This is a genomic window from Pseudomonas sp. SC11 (assembly GCF_047039205.1).
Lineage (GTDB): Bacteria > Pseudomonadota > Gammaproteobacteria > Pseudomonadales > Pseudomonadaceae > Aquipseudomonas > Aquipseudomonas boreofloridensis.
This window is the reverse complement of the sequence record NZ_CP178183.1, coordinates 1,832,275-1,858,443: the sequence shown is the minus strand read 5'-3', so window position 1 is coordinate 1,858,443 and position 26,169 is coordinate 1,832,275. Positions and strand designations below refer to the sequence as shown.

The window sequence follows — 26,169 nt, the reverse complement described above, 5'->3', positions numbered from 1 at the left end:
CTATTTACCCAGAGGTTTCTGATCATGGTCATCGACTTCAGTCGTTTGAATAACTCCCCGTCCGTAGCGGGCGGCGTGCGCAGCACCAGCGCAAGCGGCAACAGCGAAAAAGCCGCGGCCAGCAGCGATACCAGCAAGCCGGCCAGCGTCAGCGGAGAAGCGGTACACCTGAGCCAAGAGGCCCAGAAGTTGCAACAGATCAGCGACAAGCTGCGCGATCAGCCCGCAGTCGACAACGCCCGTGTGGCGCAGTTGAAGCAAGCGATCGCCGATGGCAGCTACAAGGTCGATGCCGGCCGTGTCGCCTCCAAACTGCTTGATTTCGAAGCTCAGCGCTAACCCCCGGGTGCGCTGACTCACAGGACGCCAGAGCCCAGAGCCAGCCATGCACGACACCACACTGCTGCAACTGATCGAAGACGACATCGCGCCGACCCAGGAACTGCTCGACCTCCTGCAAAAGGAGACGGTGGCCCTGCATGGTCGTGACATGCAGGTACTGGAGACCATCCTGGCCCGCAAGCAGTCGCTGATCGTCTTGCTCGAGCAGCAGGGCATGCGCCGTAATCACCTGCTCAACGGGCTGGGCCTGAGTGCCGACCGGGCAGGCGTGCAGGCCGTTGCCGCGCAGTCGGTCAATGGTGAGCTCATCCTCCAGCAGCTCGATGTGCTGACCGGCCTGATGGACGCTTGCCAGAAGGTCAACGAGACCAACGGTCGGGTCATCCAGGTGCAGCAGCACGCCACGGCCAATCAGATCAGAATCCTCATGGGTGGCGACTCTCCGTCACTGTATGACAGCCGTGGCACCACCTCCCCCATGGACAAGCCTCGGGCGATCAGCCAGGTTTAATAGTCCTGTTCAAGGCACGGATCATACTGGCAAAATGCCGTAACTTGCGTGTGCCGTTTTTGCCTGGAGATCGATAATCCGTGTTCACTGAAACCGATGCACCTCAGCCACCGAAGGTGCTCACCACCGCGCTGGAAATTGCGGCCAACCTGCGCCAACTGATGGACAGCCACGACCCGCTGATCATCAGCTTCCCCGAGCGCAGCCAGCGTTTCCAGAGCTACGTGGTTCACGTGGACCGGGATGCCGACGTGCTGGCCCTGGACGAGCTCATTCCCCGTGATGGCGAGCGATTCATCGAAAACGGCGAGCCTTTCCGCGTCGAGGGCTTTCATGATGGGGTACGCATCGCTTGGGAATGCAATACCTCGCTGACCCTCGGTGAAGTCGATGGGCACCGCTGCTACCGTGGCGCGCTTCCGCAGGAAATGACCTACCACCAGCGTCGTAACGCCTTCCGCGCTGCGCTGAAGCTGTCGCAACTGGTCGACATCACCCTCGATGGCACGCACCTCAAAGGCAACGGCGCCATGCGTGGCAAGCTGCTGGACGTATCCGCCACCGGTTGCAAGCTGCGTTTCGACGGCAACGTCGAGGAGCGTCTGCAGCTGGGTCAGGTCTATGAACGCTTCAAGGCTGCCAATCCGCTTGGCCTGAGCGATGTGATGGTGGAGCTACGGCACCTGCACTTCGAAGAGCGCATCAACACCACCTTTGCCGGCTTGCGCTTTCACAACCTCAGCGGCCAGGGCCAGCGCAAGGTCGAGAGCTTCGTTTATCAGTTGCAGCGTGAAGCGCGGCGATTCGACAAAGACGATTATTGATTCCGCGCCGATAGCCGGGATTGCCAGGGCCGCTCAAGCGGCCCTTTTGCGTTCCATGCGCTTCAACCTGACTTGTCCAGGGGCGCCTGGGAAACAGCGGGATCGACCGAAGCCGGATGCTCGATCTCGCCTTCGGTGGCCTCGGTGTCTTCGGCCGCCACCGGCGTCTGCATCACATCCTGAACCGTCTGCTCATCCACCCGCGGGTCGAGCGCCGCCGACAAAGGCGAGCCCGCCGCCGGCATCGCCACGTGACCCAGCGGCGCATCCTGCACCTGGTGCAGACCGGTAACCGCTTTGGGCCGTATGCGCCAGACCAGTACCAAGGCGAAGAACACGAAGAAGGCGTACAGCATCTGCGCGCCAAGTACCTTCATCAGCACGCCCGCCACCAGCGGCCCAATGCTCGCGCCGACGCCGTAGGTCACCAGCAACATCGCCGTCAACGACACCCGCCGCTCGCTTTCCACGTGGTCGTTGGAAAACGCCACGGCCAGCGGGTACAGGCAGAACTGCAGCAGCGACACGATGAAGCCCATCGCGAACAACACCTCCAAGGGCACGCTGGGCAGAATCGCCAGCGGCAGCGACGCCACGGCCAGTCCTATGGAGATGCTGCGAATCAGCAGCGCACGGTCATAGCGGTCCGACAACCAGCCCAGCGGCCACTGCACCACGAGACCGGCGAAGATGCAGCAGCCCATGAACAGACCGACCTGCTCGGTACTGAGCCCCTGGCGCGCTGCATACAGCGGGGCCAGACCGTAGAACGCACCGACGATCAATCCTGCGCCCAGTACCGTGCTCAACGACTGCGGCACCCGCTTGATGAAGAACTTCGGCTCCATGGGTGCAGGCCGCAACGGTGCAGGGTGAATTCGACGGGTCATGGCCACCGGCACCAGGCACAGGGCAAAGCACATGGCCACCAGCATCAGCAGCTCAGGACCCAGTGCCGGGTGTACCACCAGGATCAACTGACCCAGCACCAGGCCCAGGTAGGAAGCGATCATGTAGCCGCTGAACACCGCACCCCGCTGCTTGGCATCGGCCTGCTCGTTGAGCCAGCTCTCGATGACCATGTACTGGCACATCATGCCCAGGCCAACGATCACCCGCAGGCCGATCCAGGCCGGTACGTAGTTGGTCATGCCGTGTCCCAGCACCGCCGCGCCGACGATACCGGCGCAGGTGGCATAGGCCCGGATATGCCCGACCCGGCCGATCAGCCGATGGCCGACCTTGCCGCCCAATGCCAGGCCGAAATAGTTGGCGGCCATCAGCGCACCCACCCACAGGCTGTCGACCTGATCGGCGGCCAGGCGCAGGGCCAGGTAGGTACTGAGCAGACCGGAACCGATCAGCATCATCAACGCAGCGAAATACAACGAACGAAAGGACTTCCAGATCTGGCGCATGCGACCCCGCGGGCTCCTTGGGCAGGTATGGTGCTGCTGGACAGCATAAGGTCTGTGAACCGTTCATGGGCCGCTGGCCGGAAAAAAAACCAGCGGCGACGCAGGCGCAGAACGGCGTGTCTCGATCAGGCCTGCGCGGCCAGCACCCGCCGCTCCCAGGGGGTGATCTCGTCGAGAAAATCGCTCAGTTCCAGCAGCTTGGTAGCGACGTATCCTTCGATGAACACCTCGCCGAACAGTTCCCGCGCCAGTGCGCTGCGACGCAGGCGTTCGAGAGCGGCATGCAAGGTGCACGGCAGGCTCAGGTGCTCAGGCACGGTGAACTCACCTTGCACGGCCGGTGCAGGTTGCAGCCTGCGCTCCAGGCCGTGAAGGCCAGCCGCCAAGCTGGCAGCGAGCGCCAGGTAGGGGTTGCAGTCGGCCCCCGGCAGGCGGTTTTCCACGCGCCGGGCCACGGGCGCGCTGGCTGGGATGCGCAGGCCGGCGGCGCGGTTGTCCTGCGACCAGCAGGCGTTGTTCGGTGAGGCGTACGGGTGACACAGCCGCTGGTAGGAATTGACGTTGGGTGCGAACAGCGCGGTGAAGTCGGCCATGCAAGCCTGCAGTCCGCCGATGAAGTGATCGAAGCGCTCGGTCGCCCGCCCCTGCTCGTCACTGAAGACATTTCGACCTGTGGCGATTTCGACCAGGCTCTGGTGGATGTGCATCGAGTTGCCCGGCGTGCGCGCCAGCGGCTTGGCCATGCACACCACGGTCAGCCCGTGCCTGAGCGCTACTTCCTTGAGCAGGTGCTTGAACAGGAAGGTCTGGTCGGCCAACAACAAGGCATCACCGTGCAGCAGATTGATCTCGAACTGGCTGACACCCATCTCGTGCATGAAAGTATCGCGCGGCAGCCCCAGCGCCGCCATGCAACGGTACACCTCGTCGAAGAACGGCCGCAGGCCATTGTTGGAGCTGACGCTGAAGGCCGAGTGGCCCAGTTCGCGACGCCCATCCAGGCCCAGGGGCGGCACGAACGGCTGGTGCGGATCCGGATTGGCGGCGAAGACGAAGAACTCCAGCTCGGTGGCCACCACCGGCGCCAGGCCGAGGGCGGCATAGCGTGCGATGACCGCCTTGAGCTGGCCGCGCGTGGACAACGGCGAGGGTGTGCCATCAAGCTCCACCGCATCACAAATCGCCAGCGCCCGTGGGCGGTCACTCCAGGGCAGCACGTGGGTCTGTTTTGGGTCAGCGACCAGTGCCAGATCACCGTCGTCACTGCCGTAGAACTTCGCCGGGGGGTAGCCGCCCATGATGCACTGCAGCAATACGCCACGCGCCATCTGCAAGCGTCGCCCTTCGAGGAAACCCTCGGCGGTCATCACCTTGCCTCGAGGTACGCCGTTCAGGTCGGGCGTGACGCATTCGATTTCGTCGATGCCGGTCAGGCGCTCGGCAGCAGAGCGCAGGCCTTGGGTCGTCATCACAGAGATCCTTGTTGTTTTGGCTGGCCGCGAGCGGCGACAGGCACAACATAGGCCGGGGGTGTTTAAAATATCAAGCACCCCGCACAGGGTGACGGCTATGCCCTATTCCCGCAGGGTCATGCCGTTGGCCGGCAGCGGCAAGGCGGTCTTGTAACGCACCTGTTTGAGGGCGAAGCTGGAACGGATGTTGGCCACCCCCGGCAAGCGCGTCAGGTAGTCGAGAAAGCGCTCCAGCGCCTGGATACTGGGCAGCAGCACACGCAACAGATAATCCGGATCGCCGGTCATCAGGTAGCACTCCATCACCTCCGGGCGCTCGGCGATTTCCTCCTCGAAACGGTGCAGCGATTGCTCCACCTGTTTCTCCAGGCTCACATGGATGAACACATTGACGTCCAGTCCCAGCACCTCTGGCGACAGCAACGTCACCTGCTGACGGATCACACCCTGCTCCTCCATGGCCTTGACGCGGTTGAAGCAAGGGGTGGGCGACAGGTTCACCGAGCGCGCCAGTTCAGCGTTGGTGATCCGTGCATTCTCCTGGAGGCTGTTGAGAATGCCGATATCCGTGCGATCGAGTTTTCGCATGAGACAAATTCACCTGATTCTTGTGGTTGTGCGGAATGTTTATCTGCGCCCTGCGGCAAAGGCAATCAACTTGAGAGAAATATTCTCCGAGCCAGCCTCTAAGATGTAGGGAACGCTGACCTGCCAGTCACGAGCCGGCACTCAGCGGCGATCGTTGCAAAGCTCACAAAAACAATATTCGAGCGAGCGTAAACAGCATGAACGAGTACGCCCCCCTGCGTCTGCATGTGCCCGAGCCTACAGGCCGGCCAGGCTGCCAGACCGATTTTTCCTACCTGCGCCTGAATGACGCCGGTCAAGTTCGCAAACCGCCCATTGACGTCGAACCCGCCGAGACCGCCGATTTGTCCGGCAGCCTGGTGCGCGTGCTCGACGAACAGGGCGACGCCGTCGGTCCCTGGGCCGAAGGCATCGACCCGCAGGTGCTGCGCCAGGGCCTGCGCACCATGCTCAAGACGCGCATCTTCGATAGCCGCATGGTGGTCGCCCAGCGTCAGAAGAAGATGTCCTTCTACATGCAGAGCCTGGGCGAGGAAGCCATCGGCAGCGGTCAGGCCCTGGCGCTGAACCGCAGCGACATGTGCTTCCCCACCTACCGCCAGCAAAGCATCCTGATGGCCCGCGACGTGTCGCTGGTGGACATGATCTGCCAGTTGCTGTCCAACGAGCGCGATCCGCTCAAAGGCCGCCAATTGCCGATCATGTACTCGGTGCGCGAGGCCGGGTTCTTCACCATCAGCGGCAACCTGGCCACGCAGTTCGTGCAGGCTGTTGGCTGGGCCATGGCCTCGGCGATCAAGGGCGATACCAAGATCGCTTCGGCCTGGATCGGCGACGGCGCCACGGCTGAATCCGATTTTCACACCGCCCTCACCTTCGCCCACGTCTACCGCGCGCCGGTGATCCTCAACGTGGTCAACAATCAGTGGGCGATCTCCACCTTCCAGGCCATCGCCGGCGGCGAATCGACCACCTTCGCCGGCCGCGGCGTGGGCTGCGGCATCGCCTCGCTGCGGGTCGACGGCAACGATTTCATCGCCGTCTACGCCGCTTCGCGCTGGGCCGCCGAACGTGCTCGCCGGGGCCTGGGCCCGACCCTGATCGAGTGGGTCACCTACCGCGCCGGCCCCCATTCCACCTCCGACGATCCCTCCAAGTACCGTCCTGCCGACGACTGGAGCCACTTCCCGCTGGGCGACCCGATCGCCCGCCTCAAGCAGCACCTGATCAAGGCGGGGCACTGGTCCGATGACGAGCACCAAGCCGTCAGCGCCGAACTGGAAGCCGAAGTGGTCAAGGCACAGAAAGAGGCCGAGCAGTTCGGCACCCTTGCCAATGGCCACATTCCCAGCGCCGCCTCGATGTTCGAGGACGTGTACAAGGACATGCCCGATCACCTGCGTCGTCAACGCCAGGACCTGGGGGTTTGAGATGAACGATCACACCAGCATCAACCCGGAAAACGCCATGACCACCAGCACCCTGACCATGATCCAGGCCCTGCGCTCGGCCATGGATGTCATGCTCGAACGCGACGAGGACGTGGTCGTCTATGGCCAGGACGTCGGTTACTTCGGCGGCGTGTTCCGCTGCACCGAGGGCCTGCAGGCCAAGTACGGCAAGTCGCGGGTGTTCGACGCGCCGATCTCCGAGAGCGGCATCGTCGGCACGGCGGTAGGCATGGGCGCCTATGGCTTGCGCCCGCTGGTGGAAATCCAGTTCGCCGACTACTTCTATCCTGCCTCCGACCAGATCGTCTCAGAGATGGCGCGCCTGCGCTATCGCTCGGCGGGCGAATTCATCTCCCCACTGACCCTGCGCATGCCCTGCGGCGGCGGTATCTACGGCGGCCAGACCCATAGCCAAAGCCCGGAAGCGATGTTCACCCAGGTCTGCGGCCTGCGCACGGTGATGCCGTCCAACCCCTACGATGCCAAGGGCCTGCTGATCGCCTCCATCGAATGCGACGACCCGGTGATCTTCCTCGAGCCCAAGCGCCTGTACAACGGCCCCTTCGACGGCCACCACGATCGCCCGGTGACGCCTTGGTCCAAGCACCCGCACAGCGCAGTGCCCGACGGTTACTACCGCGTGCCGCTGGACAAGGCCGCCATCACTCGCCCCGGCAACGATGTCACAGTGATCACCTATGGCACCACGGTCTACGTGGCCCAGGTGGCCGCCGAAGAGAGCGGCGTCGATGCCGAGGTGATCGACTTGCGCAGCCTGTGGCCGCTGGACCTGGACACAATCGTGGCCTCAGTGAAAAAGACCGGACGCTGCGTGGTGGTGCACGAGGCCACGCGCACCTGCGGCTTTGGCGCCGAACTGGTGTCGCTGGTGCAGGAGCACTGCTTCCATCACCTCGAAGCACCGATCGAACGCGTCACCGGCTGGGACACACCCTACCCTCACGCACAGGAATGGGCCTACTTCCCAGGGCCTGCGCGGGTCGGTGCGGCATTGAAACGGGTCATGGAGGTCTGAATGGGCACGCACGTCATCAAGATGCCGGACATCGGCGAAGGCATCGCCCAGGTCGAGCTGGTGGAGTGGTTCGTCAAGGTCGGCGACCTGATCGCCGAGGATCAGGTAGTGGCCGATGTCATGACCGACAAGGCCACGGTGGAGATTCCCTCGCCGGTCAGCGGCAAGGTGCTGGCCTTGGGCGGGCAACCCGGAGAGGTCATGGCCGTTGGCAGCGAACTGATCCGGATCGAGGTCGAAGGCAGCGGCAATCATGTCGATGCCGCGCCGAGCCAGGTGCAACAGTCCGCGGCCGCCGTCGCGCCGGCACAGGTCGAAGTCCAGGCAGCGCCACAGCCGCCCATCGAGCGCACTTCCACGCCTGAAGCCGGTCCGTTCGCCTCGCCCATCGTCCCACGCGAAGCCCAGGAAAAACCGCTGGCCTCCCCCGCCGTGCGCAAGCGCGCGCTGGATGCCGGCATCGAGTTGCGCTACGTGCACGGCAGCGGGCCGGCCGGGCGGATTCTCCACGAAGACCTGGATGCCTTCATCAGCGCACCACAGGGCGCTGCGGGTCAGCGGTCGCCCGCCTGCGGCAAACGCACCGACAGCCAACAGGTGCCGGTGATCGGTCTGCGGCGCAAGATCGCCCAGCGCATGCAGGACGCCAAACGCCGAGTGGCACATTTCAGTTACGTCGAAGAAGTCGACGTGACCCAGCTCGAAGCCTTGCGCCAGCAGCTCAACGCGCAGTACGGCGAGCGTCGCGGCAAACTCACCCTGCTGCCATTGCTGGTGCGCGCGTTGGTGGTCGCCCTGCGTGACTTCCCACAGATCAACGCCACTTATGACGACGAAGCCCAGCTCATCACCCGCCACGGCGCTGTTCACGTCGGTATTGCCACCCAAAGCGACAGCGGTTTGATGGTGCCGGTGTTGCGCCACGCCGAGGCAGGCAGCCTGTGGGACAACGCCAGTGAGATCGCCCGCGTGGCGCAGGCCGCACGCGGCAACAAGGCCAGTCGCGAAGAGCTGTCCGGTTCGACCATCACCCTGACCAGCCTGGGCGCCCTGGGCGGCATCGTCAGCACGCCGGTGGTCAATACCCCGGAAGTGGCGATCGTCGGGGTCAACCGCATCGTCGAGCGGCCGGTGGTCGTCGGCGGGCAGATCGTCGTGCGCAAGATGATGAACCTGTCCAGCTCGTTCGATCACCGTGTGGTCGACGGCATGGATGCCGCGCTGTTCATCCAGGCCGTGCGCGGCCTGCTGGAACAACCCGCCTGCCTGTTCGTGGAGTGAGTATGCAACCGATCATCGAGACGACCCTGCTGATCATCGGCGGCGGGCCCGGCGGCTACGTGGCGGCCATCCGCGCCGGACAACTGGGCATTCCGACCGTGCTGGTCGAGGGCCAGGCACTGGGCGGCACCTGCCTGAACGTTGGCTGCATTCCGTCCAAGGCCTTGATTCATGTCGCTGAGCAGTTCCACCAGGCCACCCGGCTGAGCGGCGACTCGCCGCTGGGTATCCGCGTGACGGGGCCACAGCTGGATATCAGTCGTAGCGTGCAATGGAAGGACGGTATCGTCGACCGCCTCACCAGCGGCGTCGCCGCCCTGCTGAAAAAGCATGGTGTGCAGGTCATCCATGGCTGGGCGAAGATCCTCGACGGCAAGCACGTGGAGGTCGAAGGCCAGCGTATCCAGTGCGAGCACCTGCTGCTGGCAACCGGCTCCAGCAGCGTCGAACTGCCGATGCTCCCCCTCGGCGGGCCGGTGATTTCCTCCACCGAGGCCCTGGCACCTGAGCGTCTGCCAGAACACCTGGTGGTCGTCGGGGGTGGCTACATTGGCCTGGAACTGGGCATTGCCTATCGCAAGCTCGGCGCGCGAGTCAGCGTGGTGGAGGCGCGCGAGCGTATTCTGCCGAGCTACGATGCCGAGCTCACGGCACCGGTGTCTGAATCGCTGAAGGCGCTCGGCATTGCTCTGCACTTGGGATACAGCGTCGAGGGGTATGAGGATGGCAGTCTGCGGGCACGCTCCAAGGCTGACGAACGGCTGCGCCTGGAGGCCGACCAGGTGCTGGTGGCCGTTGGGCGTCGGCCGCGCACTCACGGCTTTGGCCTTGAAGGCCTGGCCTTGACCATGAACGGGGCGGCTATCGCCATCGACGAACGCTGCCAGACCAGCATGCGTAACGTCTGGGCCATCGGCGATGTGGCAGGCGAGCCGATGCTCGCACACCGAGCCATGGCCCAGGGCGAAATGGTGGCCGAGCTGGTCGCCGGCAAGGCGCGGCGATTCGAACCCGCCGCCATTGCTGCGGTGTGCTTCACCGATCCGGAAGTGGTGGTGGCCGGCAAGACGCCGGAACAAGCCCAGGCGCTAGGCTTGGACTGCATCGTCGCGCAGTTCCCCTTCGCCGCCAATGGCCGAGCCATGAGCCTGGAGGCCAAGCGCGGCTTCGTGCGGGTAGTGGCGCGCCGCGACAATCATCTGATCGTGGGCTGGCAGGCGGTCGGGGCGGCGGTGTCGGAATTGTCTACAGCCTTTGCCCAATCGCTGGAGATGGGCGCGCGCCTGGAGGATGTAGCCGGCACCATCCATGCTCATCCAACGCTCGGCGAGGCGGTACAGGAAGCTGCACTACGGGCGCTGGGACACGCGTTGCATATTTGATGACATAGACAGGCGGGCCGGGGTTGCAGCATTGGCGGCCCTGGCGGTCTGGCGCGCACTGGCCAGAGAAAGAGATGTGTCCCCTGCTGGAATCGAACCAGCATCTAACCCTTAGGAGGGGCTTGTTCTATCCGTTGAACTAAGGGGACATCGCGGCGAGCATTCTACGCAGATTCAGTAGCTTGGAGAAGCTAACCAGGCTCGAGTGCGACGCACAAGGCCCGCATGTTAACCATCCCATCGCTATTTGTCATGACCAAGATAGCGCCTGGCGTGTCGTCCTCTTCCTCCGTTCCCCTCCCCAGCACGCCTACGGGATTAATTGCATATTAGTGGCATCGACAGGGAATTTTTCCCGTGACCGCGGTCCAAACGTCAACGTCGGGCATTGAAGGCCTGATGGGGAGTGCTTGTGACAGGTCGTCGAGGCAGTCTGCTGGCAGCGCAAGATCCTTAGGGCCTTTAGTCATTTCCCTAGGCTTTTGCCGGTTTTACCCGCTCTTTTGAGCCGGATGCGGACTTAAGTGCAAACTGATCGCGTGTAAAACTTTTCAAACCAGTACGCATTTCTGATAATTGGTGCTGGCAAAAAGCCTTTATTCGGATCACTATTTGTCACAGAATTGACGCCAAAGAAACGGCGACCTTGAGGCAAGATGAGCATCCAAAATCACAACGGTTGAACATTTTGCTCTCGCCACGGTCGTAGCCACAACCGTGCGGCCAATTTGAGAACCGCTTCCCTGAACCCGAACTAACCGGTCAATTAATATGCGCCCAATGAAACAGGCTATCTACTCCAGCCGCACCGCTGACAAGTTTGTCGTCCGCCTGCCTGACGGGATGCGTGAGCGCATTGCCGAGGTAGCGCGCAACCATCACCGCAGCATGAACTCCGAGATCATCGCCCGCCTGGAGCAAAGCCTTATCCAGGAAGGCGCCCTGGGCGATGAACTGAGCATGCGTCTGGACAGCCCTGAGTTGTCGCTGCACGAGCGCGAGCTGCTGCAACGCTTCCGCCAGCTTACCCACCGCCAGCAGAATGCCCTGGTCGCCCTCATCGCCCACGATGTGGAAATGGCCGCAGACGCCTCCTGAGGTTTCCAACGCCCACGAAAAAAGCCAGCGCAAGCTGGCTTTTTTCGTGGTGGCTGCAAAGCCTCAGAGCAGGAACAGCGTCGCCAGACCCAGGAAGATGAAGAAGCCGCCGCTGTCGGTCACCGCCGTGATCATCACGCTCGAGCCCATCGCAGGGTCTCGCCCCAAACGCGTCAGGGTCATGGGAATCAGGACGCCCATGAAGGCCGCCAGCAACAGGTTGAGGGTCATGGCTGCGGTCATCACCACACCCAACGACCAACTGCCGTAGAGCAGGAACGCCACCGCACCGATCACCCCACCCCAGATCAGGCCATTGAGCAGCGACACCGCCAGCTCCTTGCGCATCAAGCGGCGCGTGTTACCAGGCGATACCTGATCCAGCGCCATGGCACGCACGATCATGGTGATGGTCTGGTTGCCCGAGTTGCCACCGATGCCGGCGACGATAGGCATCAACGCAGCCAGGGCCACTAGCTTCTCGATCGAACCTTCGAACAGACCGATCACCCGCGAAGCGACGAAAGCAGTGATCAGGTTGATCGCAAGCCATGCCCAACGGTTGCGCAACGAACGCCAAACCGAAGCGAAGATATCTTCCTCCTCGCGCAGACCGGCCATGTTGAGCACTTCGCTCTCACTTTCCTCACGAATCAGGTCGACCATTTCATCGATGGTCAGACGACCAATGAGACGCCCGCCTTTGTCCACCACCGGAGCGGATACCAAGTCATAACGCTCGAAGGCCTGCGCCGCATCATAAGCATCTTCTTCGGGTGTGAAGCTGACCGGATCGGTCGCCATGACCTCCGCCACCTTCTTGTCCGGGTCATTGACCAGCAAGCGCTTGATGGGCAACACGCCTTTGAGGATGCCGCCCTGATCGACCACGAACAGTTTGTCGGTGTGGCCAGGCAGCTCTTTGAGCCGGCGCAGGTAACGCAGCACCACTTCAAGGCTGACGTCTTCGCGGATGGTGACCATCTCGAAGTCCATCAGCGCACCGACCTGCTCCTCGTCGTAGCTCAACGCCGAGCGCACGCGCTCGCGCTGCTGGGCATCGAGGCTCTCCATCAGCTCATGAACAACGTCGCGAGGCAGCTCTGGCGCAAGGTCAGCCAGTTCGTCAGCATCCATCTCCTTGGCGGCAGCGAGCAGCTCGTGATCGTCCATGTCGGCGATCAGCGTCTGGCGCACAGCGTCGGAGACTTCCAGGAGAATGTCGCCATCGCGATCCGAGCGCACCAACTGCCAGACCGTCAGACGGTCTTCCAGGGGCAAGGCTTCAAGGATGTAGGCGATATCGGCGGGGTGCAGATCATCGAGCTTGCGTTGCAGCTCGACCAGGTTCTGCCGGTGGACGAGGTTTTCCACCAGGTCGTTGTGCTGACCTTCCTGGCGGTGGGTCAGGTCTTCGACCAGACGTTGGCGCTGCAGCAGCTCGATCACCTGAGCCAGACGATCCTGCAGGCTTTCTTGAACTTTCTTTACTTCGACTTCGGTCATAGGCGAACTCCACTCCCAGCAGTGGGCACGCCGGGAGAATCAATCGGTCAGATCTGGCTTGGCAAGAATCAGTAAGGAGTAACTACTGGGTAAGTCCATGGTGGTATTCCACAAGCCCCGGCGGGGCTGACGGGCGCAATCATACACGGGTCGAGCCAGGTGATCGCTTAAATTTTTGGTTGTACCAATCGTTTGCGCGTTAAAGCTCTGACAACGCTCGAAGCCTACAGTGCGACGGCGTCGCGCTGTGAAAAATCACATCGCGGGCACAGACGCCCTGCAGGCTGCAGCACCGAACGACAGACATGAAAAAGCCCGCTACAGTGAGCGGGCTTTTTGGGTGTGGCGGACTCAGGAGGATTCGAACCTCCGACCGCTCGGTTCGTAGCCGAGTACTCTATCCAGCTGAGCTATGAGTCCGTGGTTGGTAATTTTAGACCAGGTTACCACTGGTTTTTGACTTGGCTTCACTGAGCAGCCTTTCGGCAAGCAAAACCACTTCATAAAGTGGCGGACTCAGGAGGATTCGAACCTCCGACCGCTCGGTTCGTAGCCGAGTACTCTATCCAGCTGAGCTATGAGTCCACAGTTGGTAGTTTTAGACCAGATTACCACTGGTTGAATGATGCGCTTTCCTAGGAAAGCCGCCTCATTGTATGGCGGACTCAGGAGGATTCGAACCTCCGACCGCTCGGTTCGTAGCCGAGTACTCTATCCAGCTGAGCTATGAGTCCGTGTCTTGCCGCGCATTATAGTTCGCTGAATCATTTTGCCAAGTACTATTTCGTTTAATTTCAACGACTTAGCAACTTGACCTGCTACAGCGCCCTACACGAAAAATGGCGGTGAAGGGGGGATTCGAACCCCCGATACCCTTATGAGGTATACTCCCTTAGCAGGGGAGCGCCTTCGGCCACTCGGCCACCTCACCGCAACACGGGGCGTATATTAACCAGACCCTTCCCCGTTTGCAAACCTTTTTTTGAAAAAAAACCGATAAAAATTAAAGGCTTGGTTCTTCGTCCTTCTCTTTCTTGATCCGCAGGTAGATTTCCTCGCGGTGAACAGCCACTTCTTTAGGGGCGCTCACACCGATACGCACCTGGTTGCCTTTCACACCCAGGACGGTCACGGTGATCTCACCGTCTCCAATGATCAGGCTCTCGGCGCACCGACGAGTCAGAATCAACATAGCTTTCTCCTCACGCAATTCATTCAGGGACAACAGTCTGTTGGAATCAGGGCGCCGGACGGGACGATCCGGCGCCCTTGTCGGCTGTCAGGCAGGAAAAGGACAGTAACCCGCCCGCCAGCCAGAAACACGAAGGGCGCGGCATCGGCCGCGCCCCTGCGGGCAATGCGTCACTCGCTCTGTCGGGCAGGCGCGTCGAGCTCGAACGCGGTGTGCAGCGCACGCACGGCCAACTCCAGGTACTTCTCCTCGATCACCACCGAGACCTTGATCTCGGACGTGGAGATCATCTGGATGTTGATGCTTTCCTTGGCCAGCGCCTCGAACATGCGACTGGCCACACCGGCGTGGGAGCGCATGCCCACACCGACGATCGACACCTTGGCGATCTTGGTGTCGCCGATCACTTCCCGGGCACCGATCTCGCGCGCAGTGTTTTCCAGGACGCTGAGCGCCTTCTCGTACTCGTTACGGTGCACGGTGAAGGTGAAGTCGGTGGTGTTATCGTGGGAAACGTTCTGCACGATCATGTCGACTTCGATGTTCGCCGCGCTGATCGGGCCGAGGATCTTGAAGGCGACACCCGGGGTATCCGGCACACCACGAATGGTCAGCTTGGCCTCATCACGGTTGAAGGCGATACCGGAAATGATCGGCTGTTCCATGGATTCCTCTTCATCGATGGTAATGAGGGTACCCGGACCCTCCTTGAAGCTGTGCAGCACGCGCAGCGGAACGTTGTATTTGCCGGCGAACTCCACCGAGCGGATCTGCAACACCTTGGAGCCGAGGCTGGCCATTTCCAGCATCTCTTCGAAGGTGATCTTCTCCAGGCGGCGCGCCTGCGGCACCACACGCGGGTCGGTGGTGTAGACACCGTCGACGTCGGTGTAGATCTGGCACTCCTGCGCACCCAACGCCGCGGCCAGGGCAACGCCAGTGGTATCGGAGCCGCCACGACCGAGGGTCGTGATGTTGCCTTGCTCGTCGACACCTTGGAAACCGGCGACAACTACCACCTTGCCTTCCTTGAGGTCGGCGCGAATCTTCTGATCGTCGATCTGCAGGATGCGCGCTTTGTTGTGCGAACTGTCGGTGAGGATGCGCACCTGGTTGCCGGTATAGGACACCGCCGGCACGCCGCGCTTGATCAAGGCCATGGCCAGCAATGCGATAGTCACCTGCTCGCCGGTCGAAACGATCACGTCCAGTTCGCGGGGCACCAATTGGTCGCTGACTTGCTTGGCCAGGTCGATCAGACGGTTGGTTTCCCCACTCATGGCCGACAGCACAACCACCAGGTCGTCGCCGGCTTCGCGGTGTTTCTTGACCTTGTCGGCCACCTGCTCGATCCGCTCGATTGAGCCGACGGAGGTGCCGCCAAATTTCTGTACGATCAACGCCATTTCAAAGTGCCTCAGCCCACGAAGGGCACCCAGTAATCAATCCTTGCCGAAGCGGCCGCTGGCAGTCATGCCCGCGGCCGCTTCCTCTCAAAGCCCCTGCTCGGCGAACGGCACGGCCAGTGCCAGGGCCTGATCCAGCGCGGCGACGTCGACGCCACCACCCTGAGCCATGTCCGGACGGCCACCACCCTTGCCGCCGACCGCCGCAGCGGCCTGTTTCATCAGGTCGCCAGCCTTGAGTTGGCTGGAGAGGTCCTTGGTCACGCCGGCCACCAGCACGACCTTGCCCTCATGCTCGCTGCCCAGCAGGATCACTGCGTGGCCGAGCTTGTTCTTCAACTGATCGACGAGCGCCAGCAGCGCCTTGCCATCCTGCCCATCAAGACGGGCGGCAAGCACCTTGGCACCCTTGACCTCAACGGCCGCATTGGAGAGATCGTCCCCTGCGGCGCTGGCGGCCTTGGCCTGCAACTGCTCGAGTTGCTTCTCCAACTGACGGTTGCGCTCCAGCACAGCCGACAGCTTGTCGATCAGGTTGTCGCGGTTGCCCTTGACCAGTTGCGCAGCTTCCTTGACCTGCTCTTCGGCCGCGTTCAGCCAGGCCAGCGCCGCTGCGCCGGTGATCGCCTCGATACGGCGCACGCCGGAGGCCACCCCACCTTCGCTGACGATCTTGAACAGGCTGATGTCGCCGGTACGCTTGGCGTGGATACCGCCGCACAGTTCCACCGAGAAGTCGCCGCCCATGGTCAGCACACGCACCGTATCGCCGTACTTTTCACCGAACAAGGCCATGGCGCCCTTGCGCTTGGCGGTGTCGATATCGGTCAGTTCAGTGGTGACTTCGGTGTTGCGACGGATCTCGGCATTGACGATGTCTTCCAGCACCTTGATCTGTTCCGGCCTGACCGCCTCGAAGTGGCTGAAGTCGAACCGCAGGCGCTGACTGTCGACCAGCGAGCCCTTTTGCTGCACGTGATCGCCCAGCACCCGGCGCAACGCTTCGTGCAGCAAGTGAGTGGCAGAGTGGTTAAGCGAGGTGGCGTGCTGCACGTCGGCATCGACATGGGCCTGGACAGGCGCGCCGATCAGCAGCGCACCGCTGGCGACAACGCCATGGTGCAGGAAAGCCCCGCCGGTCTTGGTGGTATCGCGCACATCGAAGCGCACGGCGCCGGACTGCAGATAGCCGGCATCACCGATCTGGCCACCGGATTCGGCGTAGAACGGCGTGCGGTCGAGCACCACCACACCCTCCTCGCCTTCACCCAACTGATCGACCGACTGACCGTCCTTGTACAGCGCAATGACCTTGCCTTCGCCGTAGGTCGCTTCGTAACCGAGGAACTCGGTGGCGGTGTCGACCTTGACCAGGCTGTTGTAGTCCATGCCGAAGGCGCTGGCCGAGCGGGCGCGCTCGCGCTGGGCGTCCATCTCGCGCTCGAAGCCGGCTTCGTCGATGGTCAACTCGCGCTCGCGGGCGATGTCGGCGGTCAGGTCCATGGGGAAACCGTAGGTGTCATAGAGCTTGAACACCACATCGCCCGGCACGACCTTGCCCTGCAACTGCGCCAGATCCTGCTCCAAGATGCGCAGACCCTGCTCGAGCGTTTTGGCGAACTGCTCTTCTTCGGTCTTGAGCACGCGCTCGATATGCGCCTGCTGGCCCTTGAGCTCGGGGAAGGCCTCGCCCATCTCGGCGACCAGGGCCGCGACGATCAGGTGGAAGAAGCTGCCCTTGGCGCCGAGCTTGTTGCCGTGACGGCAGGCGCGGCGAATGATGCGACGCAGCACATAGCCACGCCCCTCGTTGGAGGGCAGCACGCCGTCGGCGATGAGGAAGCCGCAGGAGCGGATATGGTCGGCCACGACCTTGAGCGACGGCTGCTCGTCGTTGCTGCAACCGATGGCCTTGGCGGCCGCGGCGAGCAGGTTCTGGAACAGGTCGATCTCGTAGTTCGAGTGCACGTGTTGCATGACCGCACTGATGCGCTCCAGGCCCATACCGGTGTCTACCGAAGGCGCTGGCAGCGGATGCAGCACGCCGTCGGCCGTACGGTTGAACTGCATGAAGACGTTGTTCCAGATCTCGATGTAGCGGTCACCGTCTTCTTCTGGCGAGCCGGGCGGGCCACCCCAGATGTCCGGCCCGTGGTCGAAGAAGATCTCGGTGCACGGGCCGCATGGGCCGGTATCGCCCATGGTCCAGAAGTTGTCGGAAGCGTAAGGGGCGCCTTTGTTGTCACCGATGCGCACCATGCGCTCTGCCGGCACGCCGACCTCTTTGGTCCAGATGTCGTAGGCTTCGTCGTCGCTCGCGTAGACGGTGACCCAGAGCTTGTCCTTGGGCAGGTTCAGCCACTGCTCGGACGTGAGGAAGGTCCAGGCGAAGGTGATGGCGTCGCGCTTGAAGTAGTCACCGAAGCTGAAGTTGCCCAGCATTTCGAAGAAGGTATGGTGCCGCGCGGTATAGCCGACGTTTTCCAGGTCGTTGTGCTTGCCGCCGGCACGCACGCATTTCTGGCTGCTCACTGCGCGGGTGTAGGCGCGCTTTTCCTGACCGAGGAAGCAGTCCTTGAACTGGTTCATGCCGGCGTTGGTGAACAGCAGGGTCGGGTCGTTGCCCGGGATCAGCGAGCTGGAGGCAACTCGGGTGTGGCCCTGCTCTTCGAAGAAGCGAAGGAAGGCTTCACGGATTTCTGCGCTTTTCATAGGTTCTTCCACGGAAACGGCGGCCGTTTTTGGCTAACGCGTCGGATCGACGAAACGACGGCAAAGGGCCGCATTATATCGGTCCTGCAGGCAAGGTGCAGTGTGTTTATGCGATGCAAACCGGTAATCCTGAGTATTTTCGGGCTCGCGGCGGTAAAAACGGCATCGGCGGATGCTAAATCGTCGCTTTGGCCACTGACAAGCCAATTACCGCGCATCTGCGCGCAAAAGAAAACGGCACATGGATTAAATCCTGTTCATCCACCTCTCAGCAGCGCCGGGTGGTAAGAACATAGCCTTGGCCAAGGCGGATCAGGCGCCAAGATGCGACTTCCATCGTTCTTATAGGAAGCGCTCCATGTCACCGGACGAAATTAGAATCGAAGATCCCTCCGGCGTCTCAGTCGTGCAGAACCTGCCCTATCGCAGCGGGCCGCTGACGATCACTCGCCAAAGCCGACAGTTGCTGATCGAGGTGCTCGACCAAGGCTGCAACCTGATTGTGCGCCACTGCCCCGAAGGACTTGCGTTGCTCTGGCGCGACGTCACCTGCACCCTGACGCTGGCAGCGCACGATACCGTGCGGGTACGCACTGGCGATGGCGACGATCAGGTGATCGTCGAGTCCAGCCTGGACCGGCACACGGTGATCGAGAGCGGCGACGGTAACGACGACATACAGGTGCACGGCCCTGCGCCGGACGCGCAAGCACTGGATGCCGGCTCAGTGATGGTGGACGCCGGAGGCGGTGATGACCGCGTCGTTGTGCAAGGGCTCAGGCAGGTAGAGATCGACGGTGGCGCCGGCAACGATGTACTGCGTAGCGGCGCCGCATACAGCCTGCTCTACGCAGGCCCTGGCGAGGACTGCCTTGAGGTCGAGGCTGGCAAGGGCACACTCGAAGCGCTGCACGGCAGCAACCGAGTGAGCACCGGCAAACAGGATGATCGGATTTACGGCGACCCTGCGCGCATCATCGCCGAGAGTGGCTTCAGCGCGCCCTTGCTGTACCCACTCCAGGACGCCCAACTGCCGCCTGAATACGTGGCCGCCTTCAAGATCAAGGGTGATGCACACTACGTCGACCAGGTCACGCGTCAACTGACAATGCTCAGAGCCAGCCCGAGCGCCTCGGTGTTGCTCGATCGACTGGTAGCGCAACAGATGACCATAACGATCAAGCCCTGCGAGGCGCTGGACAATGCCTTCGCGAGTTACGATTTGAACCTGGGCGATCCACGTATGCGCGATGGGGTTCGCGGCGACCGCCTACGCTACTGCGAGGTCCACTACAACCCGTTGGCGCAGCGTCTGGATACACCGTCGTTGGTCATGCTGTACCACGAGCTGTGCCATGCCTGGAACTACGCCACCGGAAGCGTGACGGACAACGTCGAGCGGTTGGCGGTCGGACTCGACAACCCAGGGTCCATGTTCGATTACGACGACGATCCCACTACCCCGGACACCGACACCAATCCGCCGCCTTTCAATGAAAATGCCCTACGCTTCGAACTGGGGCTGCCACCGCGATTGAGCTACCCGTAACGGCCTAACCCAACTGCTGCCCGGCATCCGGCACCACCAGAAGGCCGGCACGCAGCCCATTACGCACCTTGGGGTTGGGAAAGATGATCCGCGCATCCTGCTCGTCGACCACCCAGCGGGTCTGGGCGATATCGTCAGCCAGCAGGTAGCCTTGCGGCAGCGGCGAAAAGTTCTCGATGTCCGCAGGCAGGTGAAGGCGGAAGTTATCACTGTGCTTGATGACCTCGCGGGCGACTCGGAACAGCTTGAGGTTCTCAAGGCTCTGCGCAGCCTCTGGTTCGGCGTGTTCGATGAGCTGAATCAGGCGCTGCTCGAGCCGGTCGAGGTTGACCGGCGCGTTCTGCCCGAACGGGCGCGCCTTGCCCAGCTCCAGGGTGAAGGCTTCGGCGTCGAGCTGTTCGTAGGTAAAGGCGCTGAAGGTGATCGACGACTTGCTCTGCAACAGCACCGCCTCGATACCGGCCGCTGCCAACCGCGCGAGTTGCTCACGTGAATGCAGCCGACCTTCCTTGAACGGATACAAGGCGAACTGCTCGATCTTCGAGCCGCGAATGGCGGTGTGCAGATCGTAATGCAGGCGCTGGCGGCCAGGTGTAGCGAAGAAGACGCGGGCAAACTGCTCCAGCTCGGCCGCACGCAATGCCTCGAAACCGCTGGACAGGGCATGGCGACCGTTGAACAGGCGATTGATGTCCTGCTCCACGAAGCGCTCGCCCTTGCGGATCGCAGCCGGATTGCCAAACAAAAACAACACCCGCGCACGGGGTATCAGGGTGCCACTGGCAACGCCGTGCAGTAACCGCTCGAGCAGCTCGATCGGCGCAGTCTCGTTGCCGTGAATACCTGCCGAAAGCAGCAGATCAAGCCCGCAGTCCTCGCCTTCGGGCGGACGCACTTCCAGCGCCCCCTCGCCCAGCCAACGCAGACGCACGCCCCGGGACGTCACCTGGGTCTTCTCGGCCGGTTCATGATCGGTGAGGGTCAACTCAAGCAGTTTGCCGAGGGCGAGCATAGGGCGCTTCCTTAGTGTTGGTGGCCGCAGTCGGGGCCGTGCACGTGATCGTCTTCTTCGTCGACCTCGGCGGGTTCCATCTCCAGTTGCAGGCTGACCAGGTTGGTGGCCATCGGGCGCAGCAGCAGGTTGGCGTATTCGGCATCGCCCTCCTCCACGTCGACGCCGATCAGCAACTGGCCGCGACCATCCTGCTGGATCCACACCTCCTTGCCTTGCCACATCACCGCGAAGCGTGTGCAGGAGGTTTCCAGTTGGGTGCCGTCTTCATCTTCCAGGATCAGGCGCAGGGCATCGGACATCACAAGATTCTCTCTATCAAGGTTGGTATTGAAACGGGTAGACACTACCCAGGTTCAGGATCCGGGTCAGCTCGTCCAGTGCCGTACGGCATTCATCGAGCAGTTGCGGGTCGGCCAGGTCGGCGTCGGCCAGGCGATCGCGATAATGCGTATCCACCCACTGCAGCAGACGTTCATACAGCGGCGCGGTGAGTATCACGCCTGGGTTGACCGCCGCCAACTCATGCTCTTTGAGCGCCACACGCAAACGCAGGCATGCCGGGCCGCCGCCGTTGCGCATGCTCTGCTTGAGGTCGAACACCTTGACCTCACGGATCACGCCCTGCTGCGCAGTGAGCTGCTGCAGGTACTGCCACACCCGCTCGTTGTTGCGGCACTCCTCGGGCACCACCAGCACCATGGAGCCGTCGTCGCGTGACAGCAGTTGGCTGTTGAACAGGTAAGAGCGCACAGCATCTTCCACCGTCACCGCCGAGCGCGGCACCGCGATGGCCTGGAACTGCCCACCCCTGGCCGCCAGCTTGGTCTGCAACTGGCCGAGCACCGCATCGCTGTCGAGAAAGGCGTCCTGGTGGTGGAACAGCACTTGGCCATTACCCACCGCGATCACGTCGTTGTGGAACACGCCCTGGTCGATCACCGTCGGATTCTGTTGAGCGTAGACCACGCCATCGGCGCTGAGGCCGTGCAGCCGCGCCACCGCCTGGGACGCTTCCAGAGTCTGGCGTGCCGGGTACTTCTGCGGAGACGGATAACGGCTGTCGAACGCGCTGCGGCCATAGACGAAGAATTCCACTCCCGGCTCGCCGTAGTCGCGGCAAAACCGCGTGTGGTTGGCCGCGCCTTCATCACCGAACTGCGCCACCGCAGGCAGCGCCGGGTGATGGACGAAGTGCTGCGCGTCGGCGAACATCGCCGCCAAAACGCGGCTGGTGGTCGGGTGCTCGATGCTGCGGTGATACTTGCAGTTGAGGTTGGCTGCGGTGAAGTGCACACGCCCATCGGCGGTGTCGGCGCTCGGGCTGACCGTGGCGGCATTGGCCACCCACATGCTCGACGCCGAACAACTGGCGACCAGCAATGGCATCGCCTCGCGCGCAGCGCGTTGGATGACCTCGGCGTCGCTGCCAGCGAACCCCAAGCGGCGCAAGGCGGCCACGTCCGGGCGCTCCTGCGGGGCGAGCACGCCCTGCTTGAAGCCCATGTCCATCAGCGCCTTCATCTTGGCCAGGCCCTGGCGTGCAGCCTCTCGCGGGTTGGAGTGCTGTTGGCTGTTGCTCTGCGAGGCCACGTTGCCGTAGGACAGGCCACCATAGTTGTGGGTCGGCCCCACCAGGCCATCGAAATTCACTTCATGGGCTTTCATCGGCTCGGCTCCGAGACCTGTTGTCATAGCGTCACACCCGGCGTCAGGGTCGCCGGCAGAGCAAGGCTGGCGGCCTCCAGCGATGCCACGGGATAGGCACAATAGTCGGCGGCGTAGTAGGCGCTGGCGCGATGGTTGCCGCTGGCGCCCACGCCACCGAAGGGGGCGCTGCTGGCCGCGCCGGTCAGCTGTTTGTTCCAGTTGACGATGCCGGCGCGGCTGCGCAGCCAGAAGTGCTGGTAACGGGCCTGCGAATCGGACAACAGGCCGGCCGCCAGGCCGAACTGCGTGTTGTTGGCCTCATTGATCGCCGACTCGAAATCGTCGTAGCGAATCACCTGCAGCAGCGGACCGAAAAACTCCTCGTCAGGGCGCTCGGCCACGGCGGTCACATCGACGATGCCTGGGGTCAGCAAGGCCGCGCCATCCTGCGGTTGGGTCATCGAGAGCAGCGCCGTGCCGCCCTTGGCCAGCAGGTCAGCCTGCGCCGCCAACAGCGCGCGCGCCGCGTCCAGGGAAATCACCGAGCCCATGAAGGGCGCCGGCTGAGCATCGAAAGCGCCGACCCGCAACTGGCCGCACACCTCGACCAGTCGCGCCAGCAGCCGATCACCCCACGTCCCCTGCGGTACCAACAGGCGTCGTGCGCAGGTGCAGCGCTGGCCGGCAGAGATGAAGGCCGACTGAATGATGGTGTAGACCGCCGCCTCCAGGTCCTTGACCTCATCCACCAGCAGCGGGTTGTTGCCGCCCATCTCCAGCGCCAGGATCTTGTCCGGACGCCCGGCGAATTGCTGATGCAGCACGGTGCCGGTACGGCTCGAGCCCGTGAAGAACAGCCCGTCGAGGCCGGGGTGGGCCGCCAGCGCAACACCCGTGTCGCGCGCGCCTTGTACCAGATTGAGCACGCCGTTGGGCAGACCCGCGGCGATCCAGCACTGCACGGTCAATTCGGCGACCTTGGGCGTCAGCTCACTGGGTTTGAACACCACGCAGTTACCGGCCAGCAACGCCGGCACGATATGCCCATTGGGCAGATGGCCAGGAAAGTTGTACGGCCCGAACACCGCGACCACGCCGTGGGGCTTGTGCCGCAGCACGGCGGTGGCATCGGCCAGGGGGCCGCTTTTCTCGCCGGTGCGCTCACGATAACTCTGCACCGAGATCGCCACTTTATTGATCATGCTGGTGACTTCGGTTGCCGACTCCCACAGCGGCTTGCCGGTCTCCTGACCGATGCAGCGAGCCAATTCGTCGGCGCGCGTCTTGAGCTGTTCGGCGAAAGCCTCCAATACTGCGAGGCGAGCCTCCAGGCTACGCTGCGCCCAGCCGGGGAATGCAGAGCGCGCCGCCTTAACGGCCGCGTCGACCTGATCGGCGGTGGCGCCCTGACCTTCCCAGAGCAGCGCCTGGCTCACCGGATCGAGCGACTGCAGCGCCTGGCCGTGACCGGGCTGCCACTGGCCAGCGATGAAATGCGTGGTCATACCTGAACCTCCCGGGGCGCACTCAGCGGCACGGCGCGGACACTGTCGCCAACCCCCAGGCGCAGCCGTTTGGCGGTCAGTGCATCGACCACCAGGGTGCCTGCCGCCAGGCGTGCCGGCGCGGCGGTGATGCGGCAGTCTTCGCGCTTGCGGTTATGGATGATGTAGGGCGTAGCGTCCTCGCCCGGCGTGCCGACGGCCAGCACCAAGGTTTCGCTGTCGCGCACGGCGCGGATACGCTGGGTTTCGCATTCGATCGCCGGACCCGCGTCGAAGATGTCTACATAACCCTGATAGGCGAACCCTTCGCGCTCGAGCATCGCCAGCGCAGGTTCGGTGTCCGGGTGCACGCGGCCGATGACGCTGCGCGCTGCCTCGGACAGGAAGCAGGTGTACAGCGGGAACTTGGGCATCAGCTCGGCGATGAAGGCCCGGTTGCCCACCCCGGTGAGGTAGTCGGCCTGACTGAACTCCATCTTGAAGAAATGCCGACCCAGGCTTTCCCAGAATGGCGAACGGCCATGCGCATCCGCCATGCCGCGCATCTCGGCCATGATCTTCTTGCCGAACAGTTGCGGGTACTCGGCGATGAACAACATCCGCGATTTGGACAGCAGGTGGCCGTTGCGCCCGTTGCGGTAGTCGCTGCGCAGGAACAACGAACACAGTTCGGCGTTGCCGGTCAGGTCGTTGGCCAGGAACAGGGTGGGAATTTCGCGATAGATGTCCAGCTCGCGGGAGGCGCTGACGGTCAAGCCGACCCGGTAGTTGTACCAGGGCTCACGCAGACCGACGGCGCCAGCGATGGCACTGATGCCGACCACCAGGCCCTCGTCGTTCTCGAGCACGAACAGGTAGTCGGTGTCGCCGCGCGCGGCTTCGCCACTGAAGCTCTTCTCGGCCCAGCCAACCCGCCTGGCCAGGCGCTCTTCGTTGGCCGGAAACGTGGTCAGTCCGGTGTTGCCGGTGCTGCGGGCCAGTTCGATCAGCGCGGGTAAATCGCTGCTGCGTACGGGACGAACGATCATGCTATCTCCTTGTGCGGCGGCCTGTGCCTGCCGCGAATCGCGCCTGCCGGCGAGCGCTCGGCTCAGGCGGCAACCACACGGACACTGCCACCTTCGCCAACGCCCAGGGCGTCGGCCGCTTCATTGCTCAGCACCAGCGGCTTGCCCGGCACCCAGTCCAGCTCCAGCAACACGGCGCGATAGTCCTGCAACTGACCATTGCACACCAGGTACGGGCGTCCACCTTTGATCGGCGTATCGTCGAGCCTGACCGGCACCACGCGGCTCTGGGCGATCGAACGAATGGCCGAGGTGCGCGCATGCAGGGTCGGCCCGCCATCGAAGATGTCGATGTAGTGCTCGGTTTCGAAGCCCTCTCGCATCAGGATGTCGAAGGTGATCTGCGCCCGCGGGTGGACCTGGCCCATCGCTTCCTGGGCGCGGTCGGGCAGCAATGGCACGTAGATCGGGTAGTGCGGCATCAGCTCGGCGAGGAAGGTACGGCTCTTCAGGCCGCACAGGCGTTCGGCGTCGGCGTAGTTGAGGTCGAAGAAGTTGCGCCCGATCGAGTCCCAGAACGGCGACTCGCCCTGCTCGTCGCTGTAGCCGACGATCTCGGTCACCACCGACTCGGCAAAGCGCTCCGGATGCGAGGCCATGAACAGCAGGCGCCCTCGCGAATTCAGCTCGGCCCAGCCGCTGTCGACCAGTTCGGGCAGCACATAGAAGCTGGTCAGCAGGCTGTTACCGGTGAGGTCATGGCACAGCGACAGGACGTGGATCTTGTTGTGGATCTTCAGCTCGCGCGACGCGTGCACGAAGGTCTCGTTGCGAAAGCTGTAGAACGGCTCGGAATAGCCCGCCGAGGCGACGATGGCCGAGCAGCCGGCCAGCTTGCCGGTGACGCTGTCCTGGAGCACGAAGAAGTAGCTTTCCTCGCCATTGAAACTGACTTCGGCGGCGAAGGAGGTTTCCGAAGCGGCGATCTTGTCGCCCAGGCGCCCGGCATCATCGGGCAGCGAAGTGACACCAATGGGGCTGTCGGCAGCCATGCGCTGCACTTCGTTCAGGTCCGCCATTTGCGCGGGGCGCATCACCAGCATGGTGTCACTCCTCAGGAATACGGGCCGAACGGGTCGGCACGGAAAATCGGCGGGTACGTGCTGGCACGCGCAGCCCCCGCACTGGAATTCGATGATCGCCGACGCGGCGCAGCCCGCATCGGCG

General features: G+C 62.9%; 22 protein-coding genes and 5 tRNA genes. 9 read left to right on the top strand and 18 right to left on the bottom strand.

What is annotated here, in order from left to right; genetic code table 11:
• Positions 1-24: 24 nt before the first annotated feature.
• From flgM to ACK2SD_RS08670, 3 genes are all read left to right on the top strand, one after another.
• On the top strand, positions 25-339 hold the full coding sequence (flgM, locus tag ACK2SD_RS08680; protein WP_039578995.1) for a flagellar biosynthesis anti-sigma factor FlgM: 315 nt from the start codon (positions 25-27) through the stop codon (positions 337-339).
• 46 nt (positions 340-385) lie between these two features.
• On the top strand, positions 386-853 hold the full coding sequence (locus ACK2SD_RS08675) for a flagella synthesis protein FlgN (RefSeq protein ID WP_304483253.1): 468 nt from the start codon (positions 386-388) through the stop codon (positions 851-853).
• A gap of 80 nt (positions 854-933) precedes the next feature.
• A complete protein-coding gene (locus ACK2SD_RS08670; RefSeq protein WP_342651019.1) occupies positions 934-1,677 on the top strand; it encodes a flagellar brake protein in 744 nt (247 codons plus the stop codon).
• Between the two features lie 62 nt (positions 1,678-1,739).
• On the opposite strand, the gene ACK2SD_RS08665 is transcribed toward ACK2SD_RS08670, so the two are convergent.
• From ACK2SD_RS08665 to bkdR, 3 genes are all read right to left on the bottom strand, one after another.
• Positions 1,740-3,095 carry an MFS transporter gene (locus ACK2SD_RS08665; protein WP_412461893.1) on the bottom strand — a complete coding sequence of 452 codons (1,356 nt, stop codon included), beginning with the start codon at positions 3,093-3,095 and terminating at the stop codon, positions 1,740-1,742.
• Positions 3,096-3,220: 125 nt separating this feature from the next.
• Positions 3,221-4,462 carry a glutamine synthetase family protein gene (locus ACK2SD_RS08660; RefSeq protein WP_412462289.1) on the bottom strand — a complete coding sequence of 414 codons (1,242 nt, stop codon included), beginning with the start codon at positions 4,460-4,462 and terminating at the stop codon, positions 3,221-3,223.
• 207 nt (positions 4,463-4,669) lie between these two features.
• Entirely contained in the window at positions 4,670-5,155 is a 486-nt protein-coding gene (gene bkdR, locus ACK2SD_RS08655) for a Bkd operon transcriptional regulator BkdR (protein ID WP_039579003.1), read from the bottom strand.
• A gap of 197 nt (positions 5,156-5,352) precedes the next feature.
• Here bkdR and ACK2SD_RS08650 point away from each other — a divergent pair, with 197 nt between their 5' ends.
• Genes ACK2SD_RS08650 through lpdA form a run of 4 tightly spaced genes read left to right on the top strand, consistent with a single transcriptional unit; the run spans position 5,353 to position 10,305 of the window.
• A complete protein-coding gene (locus ACK2SD_RS08650; protein WP_039579006.1) occupies positions 5,353-6,585 on the top strand; it encodes a 3-methyl-2-oxobutanoate dehydrogenase (2-methylpropanoyl-transferring) subunit alpha in 1,233 nt (410 codons plus the stop codon).
• Position 6,586: 1 nt separating this feature from the next.
• Entirely contained in the window at positions 6,587-7,642 is a 1,056-nt protein-coding gene (locus ACK2SD_RS08645; protein WP_412461892.1) for an alpha-ketoacid dehydrogenase subunit beta, read from the top strand.
• A complete protein-coding gene (locus tag ACK2SD_RS08640) occupies positions 7,643-8,923 on the top strand; it encodes a dihydrolipoamide acetyltransferase family protein (protein WP_412461891.1) in 1,281 nt (426 codons plus the stop codon).
• A 2-nt stretch (positions 8,924-8,925) separates the two neighbouring features.
• Positions 8,926-10,305 (top strand): dihydrolipoyl dehydrogenase, encoded by a 1,380-nt coding sequence (lpdA, locus tag ACK2SD_RS08635; protein ID WP_412461890.1) that lies wholly within the window; start codon positions 8,926-8,928, stop codon positions 10,303-10,305.
• Positions 10,306-10,382: 77 nt separating this feature from the next.
• Here lpdA and ACK2SD_RS08630 read toward each other — a convergent pair.
• Positions 10,383-10,454 (bottom strand) — tRNA-Arg (locus ACK2SD_RS08630).
• A 622-nt stretch (positions 10,455-11,076) separates the two neighbouring features.
• On the opposite strand from ACK2SD_RS08630, the gene ACK2SD_RS08625 reads away from it, so the two are divergent.
• Positions 11,077-11,403, top strand: a complete 327-nt coding sequence (locus tag ACK2SD_RS08625; RefSeq protein ID WP_029613963.1) for an Arc family DNA-binding protein — start codon at positions 11,077-11,079, stop codon at positions 11,401-11,403.
• A 63-nt stretch (positions 11,404-11,466) separates the two neighbouring features.
• Here the strand turns inward: ACK2SD_RS08625 and mgtE are convergent, their stop codons facing one another.
• The 8 genes from mgtE to alaS form a co-directional block, all read right to left on the bottom strand.
• Entirely contained in the window at positions 11,467-12,909 is a 1,443-nt protein-coding gene (mgtE, locus tag ACK2SD_RS08620) for a magnesium transporter (RefSeq protein WP_039579015.1), read from the bottom strand.
• A gap of 343 nt (positions 12,910-13,252) precedes the next feature.
• Positions 13,253-13,329, bottom strand: a tRNA-Arg gene (locus ACK2SD_RS08615).
• 88 nt (positions 13,330-13,417) lie between these two features.
• A tRNA-Arg gene (locus ACK2SD_RS08610) sits at positions 13,418-13,494 on the bottom strand.
• Between the two features lie 72 nt (positions 13,495-13,566).
• Positions 13,567-13,643, bottom strand: a tRNA-Arg gene (locus ACK2SD_RS08605).
• Between the two features lie 106 nt (positions 13,644-13,749).
• Positions 13,750-13,840, bottom strand: a tRNA-Ser gene (locus ACK2SD_RS08600).
• A 72-nt stretch (positions 13,841-13,912) separates the two neighbouring features.
• Positions 13,913-14,101, bottom strand: a complete 189-nt coding sequence (csrA, locus tag ACK2SD_RS08595; protein WP_003254503.1) for a carbon storage regulator CsrA — start codon at positions 14,099-14,101, stop codon at positions 13,913-13,915.
• A 170-nt stretch (positions 14,102-14,271) separates the two neighbouring features.
• Positions 14,272-15,507 (bottom strand): aspartate kinase, encoded by a 1,236-nt coding sequence (locus tag ACK2SD_RS08590; protein WP_116888672.1) that lies wholly within the window; start codon positions 15,505-15,507, stop codon positions 14,272-14,274.
• A gap of 87 nt (positions 15,508-15,594) precedes the next feature.
• Positions 15,595-18,219: an alanine--tRNA ligase gene (gene alaS, locus ACK2SD_RS08585; RefSeq protein ID WP_412461889.1), complete on the bottom strand. Its 2,625-nt coding sequence runs from the start codon at positions 18,217-18,219 to the stop codon at positions 15,595-15,597.
• A 358-nt stretch (positions 18,220-18,577) separates the two neighbouring features.
• On the opposite strand from alaS, the gene ACK2SD_RS08580 reads away from it, so the two are divergent.
• Positions 18,578-19,768: a M91 family zinc metallopeptidase gene (locus ACK2SD_RS08580; RefSeq protein ID WP_412461888.1), complete on the top strand. Its 1,191-nt coding sequence runs from the start codon at positions 18,578-18,580 to the stop codon at positions 19,766-19,768.
• A gap of 4 nt (positions 19,769-19,772) precedes the next feature.
• On the opposite strand, the gene astE is transcribed toward ACK2SD_RS08580, so the two are convergent.
• From astE to aruF, 6 genes are all read right to left on the bottom strand, one after another.
• Entirely contained in the window at positions 19,773-20,780 is a 1,008-nt protein-coding gene (gene astE, locus ACK2SD_RS08575) for a succinylglutamate desuccinylase (RefSeq protein WP_342651013.1), read from the bottom strand.
• An 11-nt stretch (positions 20,781-20,791) separates the two neighbouring features.
• A complete protein-coding gene (locus ACK2SD_RS08570; RefSeq protein WP_412461887.1) occupies positions 20,792-21,082 on the bottom strand; it encodes a topoisomerase II in 291 nt (96 codons plus the stop codon).
• A gap of 16 nt (positions 21,083-21,098) precedes the next feature.
• Positions 21,099-22,448 carry an N-succinylarginine dihydrolase gene (astB, locus tag ACK2SD_RS08565; RefSeq protein WP_412461886.1) on the bottom strand — a complete coding sequence of 450 codons (1,350 nt, stop codon included), beginning with the start codon at positions 22,446-22,448 and terminating at the stop codon, positions 21,099-21,101.
• A gap of 23 nt (positions 22,449-22,471) precedes the next feature.
• The gene (gene astD, locus ACK2SD_RS08560) at positions 22,472-23,935 is read right to left on the bottom strand and encodes a succinylglutamate-semialdehyde dehydrogenase (RefSeq protein WP_412461885.1); all 1,464 of its coding nucleotides are present in this window, start codon (positions 23,933-23,935) and stop codon (positions 22,472-22,474) included.
• Positions 23,932-24,963: an arginine N-succinyltransferase gene (gene astA, locus ACK2SD_RS08555; protein ID WP_295482459.1), complete on the bottom strand. Its 1,032-nt coding sequence runs from the start codon at positions 24,961-24,963 to the stop codon at positions 23,932-23,934. Before astA ends, astD begins: the two co-directional genes overlap by 4 nt.
• 62 nt (positions 24,964-25,025) lie before the next feature.
• The gene (gene aruF, locus ACK2SD_RS08550) at positions 25,026-26,045 is read right to left on the bottom strand and encodes an arginine/ornithine succinyltransferase subunit alpha (protein WP_116888677.1); all 1,020 of its coding nucleotides are present in this window, start codon (positions 26,043-26,045) and stop codon (positions 25,026-25,028) included.
• Positions 26,046-26,169: the final 124 nt, after the last annotated feature.

Excerpts from the sequence above, each read along its gene's own strand:
- astA (WP_295482459.1), bottom strand. The coding sequence starts at position 24,963 with ATGATCGTTCGTCCCGTACGCAGCAGCGATTTACCCGCGCTGATCGAA.
- ACK2SD_RS08645 (WP_412461892.1), top strand. The coding sequence starts at position 6,587 with ATGAACGATCACACCAGCATCAACCCGGAAAACGCCATGACCACCAGC.
- astB (WP_412461886.1), bottom strand. The coding sequence starts at position 22,448 with ATGAAAGCCCATGAAGTGAATTTCGATGGCCTGGTGGGGCCGACCCAC.
- ACK2SD_RS08590 (WP_116888672.1), bottom strand. The coding sequence starts at position 15,507 with ATGGCGTTGATCGTACAGAAATTTGGCGGCACCTCCGTCGGCTCAATC.
- ACK2SD_RS08625 (WP_029613963.1), top strand. The coding sequence starts at position 11,077 with ATGCGCCCAATGAAACAGGCTATCTACTCCAGCCGCACCGCTGACAAG.
- mgtE (WP_039579015.1), bottom strand. The coding sequence starts at position 12,909 with ATGACCGAAGTCGAAGTAAAGAAAGTTCAAGAAAGCCTGCAGGATCGT.
- ACK2SD_RS08570 (WP_412461887.1), bottom strand. The coding sequence starts at position 21,082 with ATGTCCGATGCCCTGCGCCTGATCCTGGAAGATGAAGACGGCACCCAA.
- astD (WP_412461885.1), bottom strand. The coding sequence starts at position 23,935 with ATGACCACGCATTTCATCGCTGGCCAGTGGCAGCCCGGTCACGGCCAG.
- ACK2SD_RS08640 (WP_412461891.1), top strand. The coding sequence starts at position 7,643 with ATGGGCACGCACGTCATCAAGATGCCGGACATCGGCGAAGGCATCGCC.
- bkdR (WP_039579003.1), bottom strand. The coding sequence starts at position 5,155 with ATGCGAAAACTCGATCGCACGGATATCGGCATTCTCAACAGCCTCCAG.
- ACK2SD_RS08580 (WP_412461888.1), top strand. The coding sequence starts at position 18,578 with ATGTCACCGGACGAAATTAGAATCGAAGATCCCTCCGGCGTCTCAGTC.
- aruF (WP_116888677.1), bottom strand. The coding sequence starts at position 26,045 with ATGCTGGTGATGCGCCCCGCGCAAATGGCGGACCTGAACGAAGTGCAG.
- ACK2SD_RS08650 (WP_039579006.1), top strand. The coding sequence starts at position 5,353 with ATGAACGAGTACGCCCCCCTGCGTCTGCATGTGCCCGAGCCTACAGGC.
- csrA (WP_003254503.1), bottom strand. The coding sequence starts at position 14,101 with ATGTTGATTCTGACTCGTCGGTGCGCCGAGAGCCTGATCATTGGAGAC.
- ACK2SD_RS08665 (WP_412461893.1), bottom strand. The coding sequence starts at position 3,095 with ATGCGCCAGATCTGGAAGTCCTTTCGTTCGTTGTATTTCGCTGCGTTG.
- ACK2SD_RS08660 (WP_412462289.1), bottom strand. The coding sequence starts at position 4,462 with ATGACCGCCGAGGGTTTCCTCGAAGGGCGACGCTTGCAGATGGCGCGT.
- ACK2SD_RS08675 (WP_304483253.1), top strand. The coding sequence starts at position 386 with ATGCACGACACCACACTGCTGCAACTGATCGAAGACGACATCGCGCCG.
- lpdA (WP_412461890.1), top strand. The coding sequence starts at position 8,926 with ATGCAACCGATCATCGAGACGACCCTGCTGATCATCGGCGGCGGGCCC.
- flgM (WP_039578995.1), top strand. The coding sequence starts at position 25 with ATGGTCATCGACTTCAGTCGTTTGAATAACTCCCCGTCCGTAGCGGGC.
- alaS (WP_412461889.1), bottom strand. The coding sequence starts at position 18,219 with ATGAAAAGCGCAGAAATCCGTGAAGCCTTCCTTCGCTTCTTCGAAGAG.
- astE (WP_342651013.1), bottom strand. The coding sequence starts at position 20,780 with ATGCTCGCCCTCGGCAAACTGCTTGAGTTGACCCTCACCGATCATGAA.